The sequence below is a fragment of the Rhodovulum bhavnagarense genome, from assembly GCF_004343505.1.
GTDB lineage: Bacteria > Pseudomonadota > Alphaproteobacteria > Rhodobacterales > Rhodobacteraceae > Rhodovulum > Rhodovulum bhavnagarense.
On record NZ_SLXU01000001.1, the window covers coordinates 38,046 to 58,882 of the forward strand.

Here is a 20,837-nt window from a genome sequence, read left to right on the forward strand (position 1 = left end):
CGGCAGTTCATTTCCGGCCTACCGGTTCGCGGGCCTCAGAGACCCGCGCGCCGCCGGGCCTCGGCCAGCCCTTTCAGAATCATCGCCTGGCCATCGGCCATGACCGGAGACAGGCCCTGGCCGGCAAGGGCGTCCGCGTAATGGCCCGCCATCGGCCCGGTCCCGATCACCGCGAGCTGCTGGCCCAGCCACCAGGGCCGCGCGGCTGCCAGTTCCGCGCCGATCAGGTGCCCCCAGGTACAGCCCCGTGCAGGGTCGGCAAGGTAAGCGGCCAGCCGCTCGGGGCGCGATAGCGTATCGGCCACGGCCGCGTCGAAATCGGTCATCGGCCCATCCGCCCCCAGCGCCGCGGCAAGGCGCGGGGTGGCGAAGGGTTGAAGGCTGACGACCTCTGCGGCGCTGATATGGGCCCAGAGGGTCTGTACCGGGCCAGGCAGGCAAAGCACCCCGTCAAACCCGCTGTTCAGGCGCAGAAAGCCGGCGATTGCGGTTTCCTCGCCCGCGGTGCGTGCGCCCGGCGATGACTGCGACAGCGGCGCGATCGCGGCGAGGCGAGGATGCTCGCCGAACAGGTCCAACGCCGGCACCGCATCGAGCGGCGCACAGGGCACCGGTCGGGGACAAACCCCGAGGCCGGCCGCGATCACCGGCAGGGCGCCCCCGGCGAAAGCGTCGATCGCGGCCGCGTCCAGCCCCTCGGCGCGCCCTTCGCGCAGGATCGTGTCATCCTCGTCGAATGCCCAAAGATGCAGCCCGCTCTGCGCGGGGTAGGCGCCGATCCAGCATATGCGGGTCATTGCTGCCCTACACAGGTTGCGATGTTCCGACCCAACCGGGTCAGTAGTGTGCGGTAAAGGTCGGGACCATAATCAAGCGTGCTGCCCGAGGGGTCGAGTGTGTCGCCCACGCGCGTTGCCGTACCCTCGACGATGGCCGCGACAAGGGCGGGGTCGTGCTGGGCCTCGGGAAAGATGCAGGCGACGCCGTCGTCCTGCAACCGCGTGCGCAATTGGGAAAGTCGTGCGGCACCGGGGCTGGCGGCATCGCCCAGCGCGATGCTGCCTGCGACAGTCACGCCGAAATGGGCGGCGAAATAGCCATAGGCATCGTGAAACACCATGATCGGGGTGTCGCCCACAGGCGCGAGCAAGGCGCGCGTTTCGGCCTCGGCCGCATCAATGGCGGCAAGCGTTGCCTCGGCATTGGTCCTGTAGGTCTGGGCATTTTCCGGGTCGGCGGCGATCAGCCGGTCGGCGATGGCCTTTGTCCATGTACGTGCGTTGTCGGGGTCGAGCCAGGCATGGGGATCGAGGCCCGAATGGGCGTGGTCGTGGCCGCCGTCGGCCTGCGCGTCCTCCGCGTGGGAATCGTGCCCGTGATCTTCCCCTTCGTGCCCGTCCTCCGTGTGGGTGTGGGTGTGGTCTTCGCCTTCGTTCGTGTGCGTCTCGCCAAAGGCGCGGCGATAGGTTTCGGGCAGGTCGACCAGGGCGATCGCTTCGCCCGAAAGCCCCACACCCTCGATCGCGCGGGCAAGCCATGGCGTCAGGCGCGGGCCAACCCAGAACACGAGATCGGCCTCGGACAGCGCATTGGCCTGCGAGGGCCGAAGTTGAAAGTGATGCGGGTCAGAGCCTTTGTCCAAAAGGATATCGGGCGCTGCCAGATCCCCCATCACCGAAGCGGCCAGCGCATGTACCGGTGGAATGTCGGTCATCACGGCGGGCGGCTCGGCCAGGGCCGGTGCGGCCATGAGAGCCAGTGGCAGTAGGGGGCGCAAGGGCTTCATCGGGGTCTCCGTCGAAAGGGGTTGCATCAAGACGTCGAGAATGAATATGTTATATCGTAACAAGTCAAGGGGCAAACATGGAACCCGACGCGACACTTGCCTTTGCCAGCCATGATCATGCCACATGCCGGGAAACCGCGCTGGCGCAGGCCGAGGCCGTGGCCCGCGCCCAGGGGTTGCGCCTGACGCCGGTGCGTCGGCGGACGCTGGAGATCCTGCTTGAGGCGCACAAGGCGCTTGGGGCCTACGACGTTCTTGACCGCCTGGCCGAAGAGGGCTTTGCCCGCCAGCCCCCCGTGGCCTACCGCGCGCTGGATTTCCTGGTAGAACACGGGCTGGCGCATCGTATCCGGCGGCTGAACGCCTTTGCCGCCTGCCTGCATCCGGGCGAAGAACATATGCCAGCCTTTCTCATCTGTGCCGAATGCCATGCCTTGGCCGAGGCGCCCGGCGTTGCGGTGGCAGAGGCGCTGCAAGCTGCGGCCGCCAGCGTGGGTTTCGATATCGAACGGATGAATATCGAGGCGGTCGGCCTGTGCCCTGCCTGCCGGGACAGCGCAGCATGAGCCAGGTTTTGATCGCGACGCGCGGGCTGGGCGTGCGCTATGGCGCGGTGAATGCGCTGGAGAAAGTAGATTTCGAGATCGAGCCGGGCGAGATCGTGACCGTGGTCGGACCGAACGGGTCGGGCAAATCCTCGCTGGTGCGGGCGCTTTTGGGCGTGGTGCGGCCCGCGGCAGGGCAGGTCATTCGTCGGCCGGGGCTGAGGGTGGGCTATGTCCCCCAGAAACTTGCGGTCGACGAACGGATGCCGTTGACGGTGAAACGGTTCCTGTCCCTTCCAGAGCGGCGCGGCGCGTCGGAAATCGCGCAAATGCTGATGCGGGTCGGCGTTGCGGGGCTGGAACGACGCCAACTGACCGCGCTGTCGGGTGGACAGTTCCAGCGCGTTTTACTGGCGCGCGCCTTGCTGGCCGATCCTCACCTGCTGATCCTCGACGAGGCAACCCAGGGGCTGGACCAGCCCGGCACCGCCGCCTTTTACGAGCTGATCGAACAGGTCCGGCGTGAAACCGGCGCGGCGATCCTGATGGTCAGCCACGATCTGCACGTCGTGATGAGCGCGTCGGACCGCGTGATCTGCCTTAACGGTCACGTCTGTTGCCAGGGTCAGCCGCATGTGGTGACCGCGGCGCCGGAATACCGGGCGCTCTTCGGGTTGGGTACGCACGGGACCATGGCGCTGTATCAACACAGACACGACCACGCCCATGATCGCTGCAACCACGAACGGCGTGACGAACCCGCAAAGGAGCCGGCCGATGCTGGATGATTTCCTTGTCCGCGCGGCTCTGGCGGGGTTGGCGGTGGCACTGGCCGCGGGGCCCTTGGGCGCCTTCGTGGTATGGCGACGAATGGCCTATTTCGGCGAGGCGACGGCCCACGCCGCGATCCTGGGTGTGGCGCTTGCATTGGGGTTCGAGATATCGGTTTTCGCCGGCACGCTGGCAACTGCGCTGGTGATGGCGCTGGCGGTGACCCAATTGTCGGGGCGCGGCATGGCGATGGATACCGCGCTTGGGGTGCTGGCGCACGCGGCCTTGGCGTTTGGTCTTGTGGCCGTATCCTTCCTGCACGGGGTGCGGGTGGACCTGTCGGCCTACTTGTTCGGCGACATCCTGGCGGTCGGTCGCGACGAACTGGCGGTGATCTGGCTCGGTGCGCTGGCGGTGGTTGGGCTGGTTCTGTGGCGGTGGAATGCGCTTTTGACGGCCACGGTCAGCGAAGAGTTGGCGAAAGCCTCGGGCCTTGATCCCGCGCGAGAGCGGCTCGTGCTGACGGTCGCGCTGGCGTTGGTGGTGGCGGTGGCCTTGCAGGTGGTTGGCGCGTTGTTGATCGTTGCGTTGCTGATCGTGCCGGCGGCGGCCGCGCGTCCGCTGGCGCGTTCGCCCGAAGGGATGGCCCTGGTCACCGTTGCGATCGGCGCGCTTTCGGCCCTTGGCGGGCTTTGGGGGTCGCTTGAATTCGACACGCCCGCGGGCCCCTCGATCGTGGTGGCCGCGAGCATGCTGTTCGCGGCCAGCCTCGCGCTGCCGCGGCGGGCCTGATCCGCGCTAGTCGGCCGCGCGCAACATGCGGCCCAGGTTACGACCGCCCAGGATATGCATGTGCAGGTGCGGGACCTCTTGCACGCCGTTCTGCCCGGCATTCGAAATCACGCGGAAGCCGTCGCCGCCCTCGCCGGGCTGCACGCCCGTCAGTTGGCAGACCTGGCCGATGGCGCGGTGGAAATCCACGATCTCGGCCTCGCTCGCCTCAAGGACGAAATGATCGTAACAGACGTAAGGGCCCTTGGGGATCACCAGAACATGCACCGGGGCCTGGGGGGCAATGTCGTTGAAGGCCAGCGAATGCGTGGTCTCCAGAACGGTGTCGTTCGGGATCTCGCCGCGCAGGATCCTGGCAAAGATGTTCTGATCGTCATAGGCGTAGGGCATGGGGTTCCTCAGTCGTGGAAAAGATAGGGGGTCTGTGCGATCTCGTGCGCCGTTTCGCTTGAAATCGACAGGAACTCGGCCAGCGGGAGGGCGTTCTGTTCGGGGTTGTCGGTTTCGCGAATGCGGTAGAGATGCGTAAAGCCGGCATCGCGGATGCGGTCGCTTTCGAAGATGACATCGTTGCGGATCGTCGGCAGCAGCCGGTCCAGAACCTCGGGCGGGGTGCGTTCTCCGGCAAGGCCCACGCGGTGGGCGTGGCCGATCAGGTATTCATCCGAGAACTGGCACTGGATTTCCAGCATCCGGGTGCGTGACCGGTCGGAGTAGAAATCCTGCATCAGGTCCAGCGCGCCGGTATCGAGGCAGATGATCAGCCGGTCGGTGTCGTGATAATCGAACAGCATCCGCATCAGTGCGCGGCGGTGGCGCGTGCGCTTTTCCAGCGTTGACTGGATGCCGCCGAGGTCGGGCAAGGCGGTATGCTCTTCGTTGAAGAGGTATTCGACCGCGGGCAGGTTTGTCTTTTGGCGGATCCGTTCCAGCAGGCGCTTGGCGACGTGCCACTTCTTGCAGGTGATGATCATCAACTCGCGTTCCCGACCCAGGCTGGATTCGGTTTCCCAGAAGCGCGGGGCAAAACGCTGGCCGATCCGGCCGCGCCCGGTGAGGAACTTGAACAGGCTTCGTCCCTCGTCCGAGATCTGGAAATCGACATTCTCCGAGGCATAGAGTGCGCCCAGCCGCCGTTTCAGTTCATGCGCCTCAGGCGAGATCTTCCGGGCGAAAAGGTAATTCTGGCTCAATAGCAGGTCATAGTGGTCGTTGTAGAATGTCACCGGCATGCCGTAATCGGAAAACATCAGGAAGGTCAGCGTGCGGGTGCGGATCTGGTCGCCGGGCACGAGATGGCGCACCAAGGTCTGAAAGAAGGTCTCGTCCGGGATCCACGTGGTGCGGAAAAAGCGCACCACATCAGGGCGTGCGCGGCAGAATTCCAGCACCTGTTCGACCGTGCGCCGACGCAGGCACCACCATTGGCTGCCGATCATGACTTGCAGATCCTCGGGAATCCGACGGGTCAGTCCCAGCCGCTTCTGTACCTCGTAGGCTTTGTAGAACAGCCATTTATGCGTTCGCTCGTTGAAGATGTGGCGATAGATCAGCCGATCGCCCTTGAGCCCGGTCTTGATCCAGTCCGAATCGAAGAAATCAAAGCTTTCGATATAATCGGCATCCTCGGCATCGAGGAAGTCATGGGCGTATTCGGCCGACTTGATCGCCATGCAGTCGCCCGACAACATGTAGAAATGGGTCGCGCGAGGAAAGTCCTCCAGTGCAGCCTCGACCGCGTGAAGCGTGGCCTGTACCAGCGACCATTCCCCCCAGCCGCACTTTATCCGCTTGCGGGCAAAGGTTACAGAGGGATTGTCGGCAAGCGCTGCACGGATCGTCTCATAGGCCTCGCGGGGCGCGCGGGCATCGAAATGGATCGCCATCAGGTCGCCCTTGGCCGTCAGGCGTTCGGCCTGCCGGATGATTGCATCGGGGTCCTTGTGGCACAAAAGAATGTAGGCGATCTTCGACACTTGACTGCCCGTTCCTGCGGCGAAGGGGTTCGGCGATGACGGATATCGACCAGCACCGTTGATAAAAGCTTATAGGTTTGCTTTGTAGATGTCACCGAAGGGTGCGCAAGCATGTTGGGCGAATGGAGGGGTGAATGAGCTTTCCCGGCACCTGGATGACGACCAGCGAAAGCATGGTCTATCGTGTCGTGCCCAAATGCGCCTGCTCGACGATAGGGCAGATCATGTATTTTTCGGACCATGGGCAATTTTTCGACGGTGACATTCACGATGCGACCGGCGGCATGCACAAATGGGCGATCGAGGACAGCCACGCCCCGATCGAGCGCGTTGTGCGCGGGCATTCGGCCTATGCATTTACCTGCGTTCGCAACCCCTATACGCGCATCCTGTCCTCGTTCTTTGACAAGATTTGCGGCATCCAGCGAAACGGAAACCGGTATCGCGGCAAGCTGGTTCCGCTGTTGATCCAGAAATACGGGATCGAGGTCGGGGGCGATGACGGCAAGCAGGAGTTCGACCAGATCGCGAGCTTTCGCCGGTTCCTGCTGTTCGCGCGGGATACGATCCGCTGGCGCCGCCCGATGGAACCTGACATTCACTGGTCGGCCATGTCGGGCCATATCTCGACCTTCATCGTGAATGGCGGACGTTATGACAACATCTTTTTCACCGAGAAATTCAACGAGGGGATGCAGGCCGTTCTGAATGCCGTCGAAACGCCGCATCCGGTCAGGCTTGAGAATATTCCGCGTTTCAACGAATCCGCCGGCCATGGCCCGCAGCGCGCGCATCCGGTCGAGGACTATTTCGACGACCTTTCGATGCACCTGGTCTACGAGATCTACAAACGGGACTTTGAACTGTTCAAATACGATTTCGAGAACCCAGGCAACAAGATGCCCCTCGGCGAGGTCGATCTTGACGAGGTGCATGCCAAGCTGGGTGACTGAGGGGCGCGCTGGCGGTGCGAGTGGTCACAGGTATTTGCCATTTGACGCCTTTGACAACCGGTATGAAAAAGGGCGGCGCCCTCGGCACCGCCCGATCATGTGTTGTTGCTGCCTCTCTTATTCCGGCTGGCAGATTTCGTGGCGGGCGATGGCGATTGCGGTACGTCCCAGCAGGATCGCGATGATCACGACCAGCAGGCCCAGAAGTCCCGCGCCCAGGTATTTATGAGCCAAAGACCCGCTCTGACCTGCATAGATGAAGGTGGCGATGGTCAGTGCGGCCAGCGGAAAGGAAAGCGCCCAGAACGACAGCGCGAAGGGCAGTTTCAGGATCTTGGGCAGTTGCGTTGCCACGATCAGGGCAAACACATAGGCCGCGTTGATCAGGAACATCGCGAAATTGTCCAACTGGCCGTTGATCTTCATCCAGGCGATGAAACCGATCGCAGGGGGCGCGATCAGGATGACCAGGGTGGGCTGCAACCGGCCGGGCAGCGGATCGTGAAAGGTCAGCCGGTTCATCACAAGTGCCAGCAGCACCACCCAGAACAACAGCCCGCCCGAGAAGAACAGCCAGGAAATGTCCGTATAGCCCAGTTGCGCCCCCGTAATCGGCACCAGTATGTTGCCGACCGGCGGGATGAACCATGCCGCGTTCAGGTGGCCCGGCTTGAAATCGCGATGCCCGATCCAGTCGGAAATGACCAGCAGTGACAAAAGCCCCTGCAAGACCGTTCCCACGATCCACAGCGGTTCCGCGGCAGGCGGATACTGGTTCAGCGTGATGATCGACATCAACAATAGCGAGATCGAGATCGTCGGAAAGAAGGCGAGGCGCACGGGATGGTGCCATTCCCAGGCGGCCATCTTGAAGTGGAACAGCACCTTCAGCAGGTAGCCCAGCGCGACGACCGCCAACAGCATCGCCGACAAATAGAAGGCATAATTCGAAAACAGCGGATGGGTATGGGGCTGGCCTGGAAGGGTGGGCCAGAAGGCCGTTTCCGCGGCATGCAGGGCAAGTGTAAGCCCGCCCATACCCATTACGGTTGCGAAAAAGGTGATCGGGTAATGGGCGAGGCGGCTTTCGCCGCCTGCGCTTGCGTGGTGGTCAGCAGATGCGGTCATCTCTTCTGAGACTCCTTGAGGTCACTAGCGGTCCTTTTCGGGCTGCCTCATGAATGCCTGGACCACGTAGGCCAGGAAGGTAAGGCCACCCGCCCCCGCAATCCCGGTCAGCATCAGCACGATGATATCGATCGGTCCCCCCAGGTCGGAAAAGCCCGAATTCGTCATGTACTGCACGAACAGGATCGCGGCGATTGCCCCGATCGGTGCCGAAAGTTCCGCGCGCGCCAGGTAGCGCGCCTCGACACTGCGGTCCCGAATCAAAACAAAGATAAATGCTAAAGTAATCATTAGCGCCACGACCACCATCGTCCAGAACAGCGCAGCGCCGAAAATCTCTTGGAAAACAGCGATCAAAGTTTCGAGAGTGAGTTCTTTCATGTCTTGCTCCTCCTTGAGCGGGCTTACGCCTTGCCGCGCAGCATCGCGTTATAGGTCGCTTTCAGCGCCACTTCCTTCATCAGCCACGAAATCCACAGCTCTTCGAGCGGCGCGATCACGCCTGGGAAGGACGGGGTGAGGTTGTTCTTGTAGTCGAACTCGACCAGCATCGCCCGGCCCACGCGGGTGATCAGCGGGCAAGAAGTATAGCCGTTATAGATCTCGGGGCTGAGCCTGCCCTGGATGTCGGCGACCAGGTGATCCTCGGCGACCGGAACCTGCCACTTGACCGAGGCGGCCGTCTTGCCCTTGGGAACCCCGGCAATGTCGCCGATCGCAAAGACATTGCGATAGCGGGCATGGCGCAGGGTTTCAGGATCGACCTCGGCCCAGCCCTCGTTGACCCACTTGCCGTCCTGCCAGGGCAGTGGGGAATTGCGGATCACGTCGGGCGCCACCATCGGCGGGATCACGTTGGTAAAGTCGTAATCGGTCTCGTGATCGCCCTCGGGGGTCGAGAAGGTGATGATTTTGCGGCCCGGATCAATGGACTTCATCACGTGCTTGTAATGCATGTTCACGCCGCGGTCGTCGAACAGCATCCGCACCTTTTCGTTCACGATCGGCACCGAGAACAGGGCGCCGGAATGGGCGTGGTAGTCGATCTGCACCCGGCCGCGGCTGCCTTTGCGGCGGGCATAGTCATCGGTCAGGAAAGTGTATTTCAGCGGGGCGCCGGCGCATTTCATTTCCGTTGCGGGTCTGAAAAAGACGGCCTTGCCGCCCTCGTCGGTAAAGCGGTTCATCGCGCCCCAGGTTGCCGCGGCCTGTTCGGGGCCTGCATAGACCGCGCCGATACCACCGGTGCCGACCATGTTCATGTCGAACCCCTCGACCGCGTTCCAGTCCAGTTTCAGGCCGGTGGCGAGGATGAGAAAGTCATAGGCGACGGTCTTGCCGCCGGTGGTGACGACCTTTTGTCCCTCGGGGTCGATCTCTGCGGCGCCTTCCTCGATCCATTCTACCTGGCGGGGGAGCCAGTCGCCGGTGCGCGACACCGAGTAGTCGGCCGGTTTCAGACCCGCGGCAACCAGGGTGAACCCAGGCTGATAGAGGTGACGTTTGCGCGCGTCGATGATGGTGATCTTGGCGCCGTCCAGACGCTCGACCAGGCGGTTGGCCATGGCGGTGCCTGCCGCGCCCGCGCCCAGGATCACAATGCTGGCCGTGGTCTTGACCTTTTCGGCACGCGCGGGGCCGGCGGCGCCCGCCAGCGCCAAGCCGCCCGCGGCCATGCCCAGAAAGGCCCGGCGCGAAGCGGTGAGGTGGTCGAGGTCATTCATCAGGGGTCTCCTCCGGTATGCATTCGAATTCGTGCATGTGTATGCCCTTGTATACCTCTGCCCAGAGAGCTGTGTCAAAGATTCATATTTGGGGGGAGGTATTTTTCTTAAATGCGCCCGGGGCCTTGCGGGTCGGGCCAGGCGCGCGGGGCAGCGATGGCCGGGGCGCGTCGGGAAGGGCGGGCCCTTGCGCGGGGCCCGCCCTGGGGTGCTGGTCAGGATCGGCCGGTCTTGCCGTTATCCATGACTTCACTGTCGGAATGCAGCTCAAGCCACATGGCGTTCACCACGGCAAACAGCGCGGCGAGCGGAAGGCCGAGAATCCAGGCGAAATACCACATCTGCCTTGTCCTTTCTCAGTAAACGCTGTCGGAATTGTCGATCACGTCCTCGGCCGTCACCTTACCCCACAGCACCTTGTAGACCCAGGCGGTGTAGGCGAGGATGATCGGCACGAAAATCACTGCCGAGACCAGCATCACGAACAGCGTCAGGTGCGAGGACGAGCTGTCCCAGACCGTCAGCGACGAGTTCGGCTCGATGCTGGATGGCAGGATGAAGGGGAACATGGTCAGGCCCACGCTGGCGATGATGCCGGTGATCGACATTTTCGAGGCCAGCATTGTCCAGCCCTCTTTCCCGGCGCGAAATGCCAGGAAGGCCAGCGCCGCACCCGCGATGCCCATGATCGGGGCGATCGCGATCCAGGGTCGGGCGCCATAGGCCGCCATCCATGAACCGCCCTTCTCGACCTCGCTCAACAGCGGGTTCGAAGGCCCGCCAGGGGCAACCTCGCCGGTAAAGGCATAGGCATCGATCCCGGCGGCGAGCCACAGGCCCGCCAATGCATAAAGAGCAATGGTCGCCAGCGCCGCGTAGGTCCCAAAGATGCGGGCACGGTGGGCCACGATGCCCTCGGTTTTTAGAACCAGCCACGCCGCGCCATGCATCACCAGCATCGCCACCGATACCAGACCGGCCAGCAAGGCATAGGGATTCAGCAGCCCCAGCAATCCCCCCTCGTACATCGGCATCATGTCCTCGGTCAGGTAGAAAGGCACACCTTGCAGGACATTGCCCACCGCCACGCCGAAAATCAGCGCGGGAACGAAACCACCGACGAACAGCGCCCAGTCCCAGGCCGAGCGCCAGGTCTCGGACTCGCGCTTGGAGCGGTACTTGAAGCCCACGGGCCGCAGGATCAGCGCCGCAAGGATCAGGAACATCGCAAGGTAGAACCCCGAGAAGCTGACCGCGTAAAGCGGCGGCCAGGCCGCAAAGATCGCGCCGCCACCCAGGATGAACCAGACCTGGTTGCCTTCCCAGACAGGGCCGACGGTGTTGATCGCCACGCGGCGTTCGACATCGGTTTTCGCGACGAAGGGCAGAAGCGCGCCCACGCCAAGATCGAAGCCGTCAGTCAGGGCAAACCCGATCAGCAGCACGCCCAGCAGCAGCCACCAGATCACCCTCAGGACTTCGAAATCCATCAATTCATGCAGGATCATAGATCTTACTCCGCAGGTTGGGTGGTGGTGCGGCCGGACAGCCGGTCTTCATGCCGCTGGGTCCATGCGTCGGTCTCCGCGACATCCATGAAGGGGCCCTTGCGGATGTATTTGATCATCAACCCCATCTCGATGACGAACAGGATCGAGTAGAAGGTGACGAACCCCGCCAGTGTCAGGCCGACCTGTGCAACGCTCAGATTGCTGACCGACAGCGCGGTGGGCAGAACGCCGTCCACCGTCCAGGGTTGACGGCCGAACTCGGCCACGAACCAGCCCATTTCGGCGGCGATCCACGGCGTCGGAATGGCGATGACGGCAGCCCAAAGCGACCAGCGCGGGAAGGTCATCCGGTAGAAATTCGCCCGGATGAAAAAGAACACCATCACGCCGATAAAGGCAAAGCCCAGCGCCACCATGATGCGGAACGCCCAGAACAGTTGCGGCACGCCCGGAATGGTATCCTCGGCCGCCATTGCGATCTGTTCGGCCGTCGCCTCGCGCGGGTCCTCGACATAGCGTTTCAGTAGGAAGGCATAGCCAAGATCGCCGCCATGCTCTTCGAACCGCGCGATCTGTTCGTCGGTCGCGTTGCCCTTTGCGGCGCGGATATCCATCAGCGCATCATACGCAATGACCCCGTTCTCGATGCGGCCCTCGGCCTCGATCACAAGGTCGTTGATGCCAGGCATTTCCTCTGTCAGGGACCGGGTGCCGATCAGGCCCATCGCAATAGGGATCTTGATGGCGTATTTCGTCTCACGCTCTTCCATGTTCGGCATGCCGACCAGGTTGAAATGCGCGGGCGCCTCTTCGGTTTCCCACATGCCCTCGATCGCGGCCAGTTTCATCTGCTGCGAATGCGTGGCCGAATAGCCGGATTCATCGCCTAGCACCACGACCGACAGCGCCGAGGCCAAGCCAAAGCTGGCCGCGACCGCCATCGACCGGCGGGCCAGTTCGGTGTGGCGCCCCTTGAGCATGTACCAGGCCGACACGCCCAGGACGAACATCGACGCGGTGACATAGCCCGCCGACACGGTGTGGACGAATTTCGCCTGCGCGACATGGTTGAACATGACATCGAAGAACGAAGTCATTTCCATCCGCATCGTCACCGGGTTGAATTCCGCACCTACCGGGTTCTGCATCCAGCCATTGGCGATCAGGATCCACAGCGCCGAGAAGTTGGAGCCGATGGCGACCAGCCAGGTCACGACTGCGTGACTGACCTTCGACATCTTGTCCCAGCCAAAGAACATGAGGCCAACAAATGTCGCCTCAAGGAAGAACGCCATAAGGCCCTCGATGGCCAGGGGCGCACCGAAAATGTCCCCGACATAGTGGCTGTAGTAACTCCAGTTCATGCCGAACTGGAATTCCATGGTGATACCCGTTGCGACCCCCAGCACGAAGTTGATGCCAAAGAGCGTGGCCCAGAATTTCGTCATCTGGCGCCAGATCGGGCGGTTGGTCATCACGTAGACCGTCTCCATGATCGCCACGATGACCGACAGGCCAAGCGTGAGCGGCACGAAGAGGAAGTGATACATCGCTGTCATGGCGAATTGCAGCCGTGACAGCTCGACTACGTCGAGTTCCATTGGACGGACCTCCTAAGGCCGATACCTTTTTCCCTTCACATGCGACAAAATGCGCATGTTAGATCCGTTCTAGGTATACTTTTGCGTGCAGACTTTGACCTGCATCAATATTGCATGTCCCGAATACATATTTATGACATGCGAATCAGGCGATCAGCCCATTCCTGTTCAGCCTTGCGGTGAGACGCGGTCAGGATCGCGGCACGAGGCAGGATTTCGCGAATCCCGCGCAAGACGCGCAGCGCGGTGGGCCGGTCCAGCCCCTCGGTCGGTTCGTCCAGCAGCAGGACACGCGGCCGGCGCACCAGCGCACGGGCCACCGCAAGGCGACGCTGTTCGCCCCCCGAAAGCCCGGCGCCGTTTTCGCTCAGTCGCGCATGAAGCCCTCCGCGGCCCGCAACCGTGCGCGACATGGCAACGGCCTCGAGAACGGCCAGCGCGCGGTTCTCGTCTATCTCGGGATCGGCCAGCGCCAGCATGTCGAAAAAGCTTTGGCCGAGCAGCATGCTGCGCTGCGGCAGATAGGTCATTTCGGCCCTCAGACCGGTTTCCGTCAGGTTCGTCAATGGCTGGCCGGCCAGAAGTATCTGTCCCTTTTCGGGCTGGATCAGGCCAGCCGCCAGCGCCAGAACGGTGCTTTTGCCCCTTCCCGACGCGCCTGCCAGCGCGACGGTTTCCCCCGGTGCCAGGCTGAGGGAAAAGTCTCGGATGACCGTGCGTTCGGCACCGGGATGACGATAGGCGATCCCGGTCATTTCCAATGCAGGCCGACCCGGCGGGACGGGCGCGCGCGCGAGCGCGGGGGCAGGGACGGTTTCGCCATCGCGGGGCAAGAGGCGCCGCACCCGGCGCGCGGCATCCAGCATCCGGCCGAGGTCTGCCAGGCCACGGCGCAGCGGTTGCACGGTTTCAGCAAGCGCAAGCGTCGCGAAAAAGCCCAGCGCCGCCTGCGCCGGCGTGATCGTGCCACGCGCGACCAACGCGCCGCCCAGCCACAGCGCCGTGCCCGCCGATAGTGTCGTGGTCAACGCCAGCATCAGGCCCGCGCGCCGTTCAAGCCGGTCCGTGGCATCGAGATTCTCGCGCATCCGGGTTTCGGCGGTGGTCACGGCGGCGGCCTGGTCGGGCAGGCGGCCATAGACGACCAGGTCGTCGCGCGCGCGCAGCAGGTCGATGATGCGGATGCGAAAGGCTTGCAATGCCTTTTCGGCCCGGCGCGACGGGGCCATTGCGTGACGTGCGGTCCAGACCAGGACGGCGCCCACGCCGAGGGTGAAACTCAGAACGATCCATCCCGCCAGGACCGGGCTTGTCAGCCATGCGAGGATCGCGAAGGTGCCGAGATAGACCACGACCGCCGAAACCGCCGGGATGAACAGGCGCAGCGCGATTCCGTCCAGTGCATCGACATCGGCCACCAGCCGGTTCATCGTTTCGGCTCCGCGCAGCCGCGACAAGGTCTGGAAGGGCAGGGCCAGCACCCCGCGCAACAGGCTGACGCGGATGTCGGTGAGGCTTTTCAGCGTGGCGTCATGGGTCAACAGGCGTTCGCCATAGCGCGCCGCCGTCCGTCCCAGCGCAAGCAGACGCACCGCCGCCGAGGGCTGAAAGACGTTGAACGCGATACCGATGCCGGCCAGCCCCGCCGCACCGGCGGCGGTGATGAACCAGCCTGACAACCCCAACAGGGCCACACCCATTGCGACCACCGCGACCGCCAGCGCCGTGCCCCTGATCAATGACGTTCGCTGCTTGCGCCAGATCAGCCGCAGGACCAGCAGGATATCCTTCATGCCGCATCCTCCGTCCGCTCCAGGGCGATCTGACGGTTCATGCGCGCGGCCAGAACCGGGTCGTGGGTTGCTACGATCAACGACGATCCGCTCGCCACGAGGCTCAACAGCCCTTCGGTCACCTGGGCCGCGGTTTCCTCGTCGAGATCGGCAGTGGGCTCGTCGGCCAGCAAAAGGGCGGGATGGGCATGGGCGGCGCGCGCCACCACCAGCCTTCGCGCCTCCCCGCCGGAAACGCCCATGCCTGTTTCGCCCAAGCGCGTGTTCAGACCACGCGGCAGGGTGGCCACCACCCCGTCCGCCGCCGAAAGCCGGAGCGCGTCATCCAGCGGCAGCGACCGGCCCGGACGTACCGCCAGCGTCAGGTTGTGACGCAAGCTCCCGGTCAGGAAACGGGGTTGTTGCGGCAGCCAGCCCAGCCGCGCGCGCCAGGCATCGGCGGTGCCGCTGTCCAGAACGGTGTCGCCCAGCCTGATTTCGCCCTCGCTCGGCACCGCGATGCCTGCAACCAGGCGCAAAAGCGAGGACTTACCGATCCCGCTGGGGCCGGTAATCGCCAGCGTGTCGCCCGGTGCAAGCTCGAAATCGGGAAACCGGATCAGCCGCCCGCCCGGTGGCAGATAGGCAAGACCGCGCACCGTCAGCGATGAACGGGTCACGATCGGGGCAGCGGTGGCCCCGGTCCCCAGGAACGCGGTTTCCTCCTGCGCTTCCAGGTCCGCCAGTTCGCGCGCAACCGCGGTGGCGTCGGCCTTGTCGTGCCAGGCGGCGGCCAGGTCGCGCAGGGGCTGGAAATAATCAGGCGCGATGAGCAACAGGAATATGCCCTGGGACACTGTCAGCGGCGTGGCCCAGGCGCCGAAGCCCAACTCGCCCAGCAAGGAAAAGCCGACATAGACCGCGACCATGGCCACGCCGAGGGCAGCGAACAATTCCAGCACCGTCGAGGACAGGAAAGCGACTCGAAGCACCTCCATCGTGCTGGCTCGCAGCCGGTCGGCGGCATTGCGAAATCCGCCCACGGTACGATCGGAGGCATCCAGCAGACGGATATCGACAAGCGCGGTCAGCCGCTCCAGCAGCAGCACGTTCATGTTCGACAATTCTTCCATCTGTCGTTCGCTAGCCTGCTTGGCCGCGATGCCCACCAGCGCCATGAACACGGGAATGAGCGGCCCGGCCACCAATAGGATCACCCCCACCGCCCAGGAATACCAGAACGTCACCGCCAGAAAGACCAGGGGCACCACGTTGGCGCACCGTTTTGCCGGGGCATAGCGTGTCAGGAACGGTGTCAGGGCCGCAAGTTTTTCGGCGGCCAACGTGGCGGTCCGCGCCGCGGGCGGGCGGGCGGGGTCGTCGGTGGCACGTCGGGATTCGCGCCCGATCAGCCGCGCCCGTTCGGCGGCCAGGATCGTGTCGGCGGCGCGAAATGCCATGGCGCCCGACCTGTCGTTCAGCACGGCGCGCAAGATGCCCACGGCTATGAATACAAGGGCATAAAGGCCCGGATGCCCCCACGTCCCTTCCGGTTCAAGCATGTGTCCGATGGCCAGCGCCACAGCGCCCGCCTGCACCAGCCACAAAAGCGAGGCTGCGGCGGCCATCGCGCCCGCCCGTTCCAGTTTGCGCCGCACCGGCGCCATCATCTGTTCCAGCCGCCGCGCGGCCGGGTCGTCTTTCTTGGCGCGTTTCCGGCTCAAATTCTGACCAATCTCTTCACGTTCGCTCTGTCGCCGGCGCGCAAAGCGCGGGGCTTGCGTGATCTTTAACAGGCTCTATGCTGGTTTGAACCCGTATGTGAGATAAATCAATATCCACCCCTTTCGGCAAAGAGAACCACCCATGCGGTTGACCACGCGAACCAACATTGCCATGCGCGCCCTGATGTATTGTGCCGTGAACCACGGCCGTACCGTGCGCAAGGCCGATATCGCGGTTGCGTGCAACACCTCAGAAAACCACATGGCGCAGGTCATCAACACGCTGGCCAATCACGGCATCGTGCAGACGACGCGGGGTCGGCATGGCGGCCTGACGCTGAAACGCCCCGCCGAAGAAATCACCGTGGGCGAGGTCTTTCGTCATCTTGAGGCCGGGGTGCCCTTTGCCGAATGTTTCGACCCCGAGACGAATACCTGCCCGATCGCCTGTTCCTGCCGACTCAAGCTGACGCTGCACAAGGCGCTGGCCGAATTCTACGCGACGCTGGATTCCGTTACCCTGGCCGATCTGGTCGTGGGCAACCAGCGGCTGGAAGAAACCCTTCTTATGGTCTGAGCGGCCTTGTCAAAGGCCCTGGCCGAACTCGCCCGTTTCCTGACCGGAGCGTGCCCTTGATCGAACCCGGCTTTTTTTCTCCCGCCGATCCCGGCACCTTCTTGCGGGGTCTTTTCGATGCCGCCGTGGCGGCGGCAGATCCTATGCGCGTCGTGCCCGCCGCCCTGCCGCCGCGCCCCGGGGGGCGGGTGGTGGTGGTGGGCGCGGGCAAGGCCTCGGGCCGGATGGCCGAGGCGGTCGAGGCCGCATGGGGCCCCTGCGAGGGGGTAGTGATCACCCGCTATGGCCATGCCCGGCCGACGGCCGGCATAGAGATCGTCGAGGCCGCCCATCCGGTGCCGGATTTGGCCGGCGCGGCCGCGACCGCCCGTATTTTGCGCCTTCTTGAGGGGTTGGGTGAGGACGATTTCGTGCTGGCGCTGATCTCGGGCGGGGGGTCGGCCCTGCTGGTGCAGCCCGCGGGCGGGATCACGCTGGATGAAAAACGGCGGATCAATAGCGCGCTTCTGGCCTCGGGGGCGCCGATCGGCCAAGTCAACACCCTGCGCAAGCATCTGAGCGGCGTGAAGGGCGGGCAACTGGCGGCCGCGGCCTGGCCTGCGCGGATGCTGTCGCTGATGATTTCCGATGTGCCGGGCGATGATCCGGCCTTCATCGCCTCTGGCCCGACGGTTGGCGATGTCAGCACGCCCGCGCAGGCGTTGGCCATACTCGAACAGTGGTCGATCACACCGCCAGACTCGGTTCTCGCTGTGCTGAGGGGGCAGAGCGGCGTTCTTCCGCCCGGAGCCAAGGTTCTGGGTCGGGTGGACAACCGCGTGATTGCCGCGCCCGCGCGGTCGCTGAACGCCGCTGCCGATAGTGCCCGACGGGCAGGCTGCGAGGTGGATATCCTGGGCGATGCGCTGGAAGGAGAGGCACGCGAACTGGCGGCCGGGCACGCCCGGTTGGCATTGGCGCGGCAGGCGGCCATGTTGCCCGGGGCGGCGCCTTTGGTCCTGTTGTCCGGCGGCGAATGTACCGTCAGGCAGCGCGGCGACGGCCTGGGCGGCCCGAACGCGGAATATGCCCTGGCGCTGGCCTGCGCGCTGACGGGCGCGCGGGGTATTCATGCCCTTGCTTGCGATACCGACGGGGTGGATGGCGCGGCCGAGGTCGCGGGCGCCCAGGTCGACCCCGATACGCTGGCGCGCGCCCGTGCCGCGGGGCTAGATGCGCGCGCCGCGCTCGCCAGGAATGATAGTCACACGTTTTTTGCCGCGCTGGGCGCACAGGTCGTTTCCGGTCCCACGCTGACCAATGTCAACGATTTCCGCGCGATCCTTGTCCAGCCGCCCGCGTATCGGGGCCCCGCTGATCGGTGATCCGGGCCATCCCCTGTAAAGACGCGGGGCAGGCCATTTCGTAAAGAAAGGACGGCTCTGGAATCTTGCGTGAATGCACAATAGTTTTCTCTGGAAACGCGTTTTGTGAGGATGCGCACAGTGGGACTTGAGACATGGGACGAAATCCGTACCGCCTATCAGGTGGCGCGGTTGGGCACGGTCAGTGGCGCGGCAGAGGCGCTGGGCGTTCATCATGCGACCGTTATCCGTCATGTCGACGCCCTGGAATCGCGGCTGGGGGTCAAGCTGTTCCAGCGTCACGCACGCGGCTATACACCCACCGAGGCCGGGCAGGATCTGATGCAGGTCGCCCAGGTCACGGCCGAGCAGTTCAGCCAGCTCGCCGGACGGCTGAGAGGCCATGGAAGCGCGATGACCGGCGAATTGACGCTGACCACCGTGGAATCCCTGACGCCGCTGCTCGTGCCGGTGCTGGCCGAGTTCGAGGTCGAGCATCCCGACCTCTCGGTTCGCCTGTTGGCCGATCAGCGTCTGTTCCGGCTTGAATATGGCGAGGCCCATGTCGCGGTGCGCGCGGGCGCACGGCCCGACGAACCCGACAATATCGTGCAGGAACTGGGGGCGCTGCGCAGCGCGTTATGCGCCCATCGTCGATATGTCACTGCGCACGGGCCGCTGGGCGACGATTTCGGCGCCCATGATTTCGTAGGTCCGGCCGACGAACGCCATCGCGCCCCTTTCTATCGCTGGCTCGCGGCCCATGTGCCCGCCAGCCGGGTGCGGTTTCGCGCCTCCGATGCGCGCGCCTGCATAGAGGCGGTAGAGGCGGGTGCCGGGATCGGTTTCGTGCCCCTCTGGCGTGTCCGCAACAATCCCGACCTGGTGGAAATGCGCCCTGCCGAGGCTGATTGGGCGGTGCCGCTTTGGCTGGTGACCCACGTCGATCTGCACCGCACCGCCAAGGTGCAGGCGCTGACCGCGCGGCTGAAAGAGGCGGCGCGCACCTGGCCCTAGAATGCGCTTTTCAGCTCAGTTTCCAGGAATTTCTCGAAAGCGTCGAGGTTGACCGCCTCGAACTGGCCGAAACTCTGCATCCAGATGCTCGCATCGCGCAGGCTGTCGGGTTCCAGCTTGCACCACTTTACCCGTCCGCGTTTTTCCTGGCTGATCAGGCCGGCACGGGTCAGGATGGCAAGGTGTTTCGAGATCGCGGCAAGCGACATCTCGAACGGCTCGGCCACATCGGTCACGGCCATGTCATCCTCCAGCAACAACACCAGGATGGCCCGCCGGGTTGGGTCGGCAAGCGCCGAGAAAACGAGATCAAGCCTTTCATCCATCGCTGGATTCTGCGCGCTGGTGCGGTTTTCGTCAACCGATCGGTTGAATATGTTTGCGGGGCAACCGTTGCCATCCCCCGTCGTTATGAAAGATCGAAGTTGTTTATTTTCAATGCTTTGGGGCGTATTCATCGCGCTTGACTCCTGTCGGGTCGCTCTCTAGGTTCGCGGCGACTGTCCAGGGGGCAATCGCGATGATAGATCCGGCCGACAAAGAGCGGCTTGAGCGGCTGGAGGAGCGGCTCAGGCAAAAGCGAAAGGCCGAATTTGCTCAGACCGCGAAATCCCACCAGGACGAACATTATTCCCAGGCTCAACTGGCCTGGCGGATGGTGATCGAGCTTGTCGCCGGTCTTGGGATCGGTTTCGGCATCGGGTTTGCGGTGGATACCTGGTTGGGAACCATGCCGCTGTTCCTGGTGCTGTTCATATTGCTGGGCTTTGCCGCCGGGGTGCGCGTGATGATGCGTTCGGCACAAGAGGTCCAGGCACAACAGGCGGCGCAGGCCGCGGATGAGACGAGGGATTGAACGTGGCGGAAGAAGCGACCGGCGGCCTGCAAATCCACCCGATGGACCAGTTCATCGTGAAGCCTCTCTTCGGTGGTGATGCCATTCACTGGTATACGCCCACCAACGTGACGCTGTGGATGGCGATTTCGGTGCTGTGTGTGGTGCTGCTGCTGGTCATCGGCACGCGCGGTCGGGCGATCGTGCCTTCGCGCATTCAGTCGGTTGCGGAACTTGCCTATGGCTTCGTCTACAAGATGGTCGAGGATGTCGCGGGCAAGGACGGTCTGAGGTATTTCCCCTACATCATGACGCTGTTCATCTTCATCGTCTTTGCCAACTTCCTTGGCCTGATCCCGACGGCCTTCACCACGACTTCGCATATCGCGGTCACCGCGACGATGGCACTGGGCGTGTTTTTCTTCGTGACGGTTCTCGGTTTCGTAAAGCATGGCGCCAGCTTCCTGCGCCTGTTCTGGATCGACCAAGCACCGCTGGTGCTGCGCCCGATCCTTGCGATCATCGAGATCATTTCTTACTTCGTGCGGCCGGTCAGCCACTCGATCCGACTTGCCGGCAACATGATGGCCGGGCACGCCGTGATCAAGGTGTTCGCGGGCTTTGCGGGCGTCCTTGGCGTGGGGGCCGTGTTCCCGCTGGCCGCCATCACTGCCGTCTACGCGCTGGAGACTTTGGTGGCCTTCATCCAGGCCTATGTCTTCGCGATCCTCACCTGCGTCTACCTGCGCGATGCGCTTCATCCGCATCACTGAGGCGCAATC

At 63.7% G+C, this 20,837-nt stretch carries 22 protein-coding genes; 9 read left to right on the forward strand and 13 right to left on the reverse strand.

Annotated elements, in window-relative coordinates; genetic code table 11:
- Nucleotides 1–35 precede the first annotated feature (35 nt).
- On the reverse strand, nt 36–797 hold the full coding sequence (locus EV663_RS00205; protein ID WP_132949759.1) for a 2-dehydro-3-deoxygalactonokinase: 762 nt from the start codon (nt 795–797) through the stop codon (nt 36–38).
- Nucleotides 794–1,786: a zinc ABC transporter substrate-binding protein gene (locus tag EV663_RS00210; protein WP_132949760.1), complete on the reverse strand. Its 993-nt coding sequence runs from the start codon at nt 1,784–1,786 to the stop codon at nt 794–796. Before EV663_RS00210 ends, EV663_RS00205 begins: the two co-directional genes overlap by 4 nt.
- Before the next feature lie 77 nt (nt 1,787–1,863).
- Here EV663_RS00210 and EV663_RS00215 point away from each other — a divergent pair, with 77 nt between their 5' ends.
- Genes EV663_RS00215 through EV663_RS00225 form a run of 3 tightly spaced genes read left to right on the forward strand, consistent with a single transcriptional unit; the run spans nt 1,864 to nt 3,894 of the window.
- Nucleotides 1,864–2,352, forward strand: a complete 489-nt coding sequence (locus EV663_RS00215; RefSeq protein WP_132949761.1) for a Fur family transcriptional regulator — start codon at nt 1,864–1,866, stop codon at nt 2,350–2,352.
- A complete protein-coding gene (locus EV663_RS00220) occupies nt 2,349–3,119 on the forward strand; it encodes a metal ABC transporter ATP-binding protein (RefSeq protein ID WP_132949762.1) in 771 nt (256 codons plus the stop codon). Before EV663_RS00215 ends, EV663_RS00220 begins: the two co-directional genes overlap by 4 nt.
- Nucleotides 3,109–3,894, forward strand: a complete 786-nt coding sequence (locus EV663_RS00225; protein ID WP_132949763.1) for an iron chelate uptake ABC transporter family permease subunit — start codon at nt 3,109–3,111, stop codon at nt 3,892–3,894. Before EV663_RS00220 ends, EV663_RS00225 begins: the two co-directional genes overlap by 11 nt.
- A 6-nt stretch (nt 3,895–3,900) precedes the next feature.
- Here the strand turns inward: EV663_RS00225 and EV663_RS00230 are convergent, their stop codons facing one another.
- Together EV663_RS00230 and EV663_RS00235 are read right to left on the reverse strand one after the other, a co-directional pair.
- On the reverse strand, nt 3,901–4,284 hold the full coding sequence (locus EV663_RS00230) for an HIT domain-containing protein (RefSeq protein ID WP_132949764.1): 384 nt from the start codon (nt 4,282–4,284) through the stop codon (nt 3,901–3,903).
- Between the two features lie 8 nt (nt 4,285–4,292).
- Entirely contained in the window at nt 4,293–5,870 is a 1,578-nt protein-coding gene (locus EV663_RS00235) for a DUF5928 domain-containing protein (RefSeq protein ID WP_132949765.1), read from the reverse strand.
- A gap of 134 nt (nt 5,871–6,004) precedes the next feature.
- On the opposite strand from EV663_RS00235, the gene EV663_RS00240 reads away from it, so the two are divergent.
- Entirely contained in the window at nt 6,005–6,823 is an 819-nt protein-coding gene (locus tag EV663_RS00240) for a sulfotransferase family protein (protein ID WP_132949766.1), read from the forward strand.
- Nucleotides 6,824–6,940: 117 nt separating this feature from the next.
- Here EV663_RS00240 and EV663_RS00245 read toward each other — a convergent pair whose 3' ends face one another.
- From EV663_RS00245 to cydD, 8 genes are all read right to left on the reverse strand, one after another.
- Nucleotides 6,941–7,951: an SLAC1 anion channel family protein gene (locus EV663_RS00245; protein WP_132949767.1), complete on the reverse strand. Its 1,011-nt coding sequence runs from the start codon at nt 7,949–7,951 to the stop codon at nt 6,941–6,943.
- 24 nt (nt 7,952–7,975) lie between these two features.
- Nucleotides 7,976–8,332 (reverse strand): DUF5368 domain-containing protein, encoded by a 357-nt coding sequence (locus EV663_RS00250; RefSeq protein WP_132949768.1) that lies wholly within the window; start codon nt 8,330–8,332, stop codon nt 7,976–7,978.
- A 23-nt stretch (nt 8,333–8,355) separates the two neighbouring features.
- A complete protein-coding gene (locus tag EV663_RS00255; protein WP_132949769.1) occupies nt 8,356–9,675 on the reverse strand; it encodes an NAD(P)/FAD-dependent oxidoreductase in 1,320 nt (439 codons plus the stop codon).
- Between the two features lie 215 nt (nt 9,676–9,890).
- A complete protein-coding gene (gene cydX, locus EV663_RS00260) occupies nt 9,891–10,016 on the reverse strand; it encodes a cytochrome bd-I oxidase subunit CydX (protein ID WP_132949770.1) in 126 nt (41 codons plus the stop codon).
- Nucleotides 10,017–10,031: 15 nt separating this feature from the next.
- Nucleotides 10,032–11,183, reverse strand: a complete 1,152-nt coding sequence (gene cydB / locus EV663_RS00265; RefSeq protein WP_132949771.1) for a cytochrome d ubiquinol oxidase subunit II — start codon at nt 11,181–11,183, stop codon at nt 10,032–10,034.
- A 5-nt stretch (nt 11,184–11,188) separates the two neighbouring features.
- Nucleotides 11,189–12,787, reverse strand: coding sequence for a cytochrome ubiquinol oxidase subunit I (locus EV663_RS00270; protein WP_132949772.1), 1,599 nt, complete (start codon nt 12,785–12,787; stop codon nt 11,189–11,191).
- 131 nt (nt 12,788–12,918) lie between these two features.
- Nucleotides 12,919–14,580 carry an amino acid ABC transporter ATP-binding/permease protein gene (locus EV663_RS00275; protein ID WP_132949773.1) on the reverse strand — a complete coding sequence of 554 codons (1,662 nt, stop codon included), beginning with the start codon at nt 14,578–14,580 and terminating at the stop codon, nt 12,919–12,921.
- Nucleotides 14,577–16,283: a thiol reductant ABC exporter subunit CydD gene (cydD, locus tag EV663_RS00280; protein ID WP_243697832.1), complete on the reverse strand. Its 1,707-nt coding sequence runs from the start codon at nt 16,281–16,283 to the stop codon at nt 14,577–14,579. Before cydD ends, EV663_RS00275 begins: the two co-directional genes overlap by 4 nt.
- Nucleotides 16,284–16,425: 142 nt before the next feature.
- Here cydD and EV663_RS00285 point away from each other — a divergent pair, with 142 nt between their 5' ends.
- The 3 genes from EV663_RS00285 (at nt 16,426) to EV663_RS00295 (ending at nt 19,220) form a co-directional block, all read left to right on the forward strand.
- Nucleotides 16,426–16,860: an RrF2 family transcriptional regulator gene (locus tag EV663_RS00285; RefSeq protein WP_132949774.1), complete on the forward strand. Its 435-nt coding sequence runs from the start codon at nt 16,426–16,428 to the stop codon at nt 16,858–16,860.
- A gap of 59 nt (nt 16,861–16,919) precedes the next feature.
- Nucleotides 16,920–18,224 (forward strand): glycerate kinase type-2 family protein, encoded by a 1,305-nt coding sequence (locus EV663_RS00290; RefSeq protein WP_425057110.1) that lies wholly within the window; start codon nt 16,920–16,922, stop codon nt 18,222–18,224.
- Nucleotides 18,225–18,335: 111 nt separating this feature from the next.
- Nucleotides 18,336–19,220 (forward strand): LysR family transcriptional regulator, encoded by an 885-nt coding sequence (locus tag EV663_RS00295; RefSeq protein WP_132949775.1) that lies wholly within the window; start codon nt 18,336–18,338, stop codon nt 19,218–19,220.
- On the opposite strand, the gene EV663_RS00300 is transcribed toward EV663_RS00295, so the two are convergent.
- A complete protein-coding gene (locus EV663_RS00300) occupies nt 19,217–19,546 on the reverse strand; it encodes an ArsR/SmtB family transcription factor (protein WP_132949776.1) in 330 nt (109 codons plus the stop codon). The genes EV663_RS00295 and EV663_RS00300 overlap by 4 nt on opposite strands.
- Nucleotides 19,547–19,740: 194 nt before the next feature.
- On the opposite strand from EV663_RS00300, the gene EV663_RS00305 reads away from it, so the two are divergent.
- Both EV663_RS00305 and EV663_RS00310 read left to right on the forward strand, forming a co-directional pair.
- On the forward strand, nt 19,741–20,076 hold the full coding sequence (locus EV663_RS00305) for an AtpZ/AtpI family protein (protein ID WP_132949777.1): 336 nt from the start codon (nt 19,741–19,743) through the stop codon (nt 20,074–20,076).
- A 2-nt stretch (nt 20,077–20,078) separates the two neighbouring features.
- Entirely contained in the window at nt 20,079–20,828 is a 750-nt protein-coding gene (locus EV663_RS00310) for a F0F1 ATP synthase subunit A (RefSeq protein ID WP_279432529.1), read from the forward strand.
- Nucleotides 20,829–20,837: the final 9 nt, after the last annotated feature.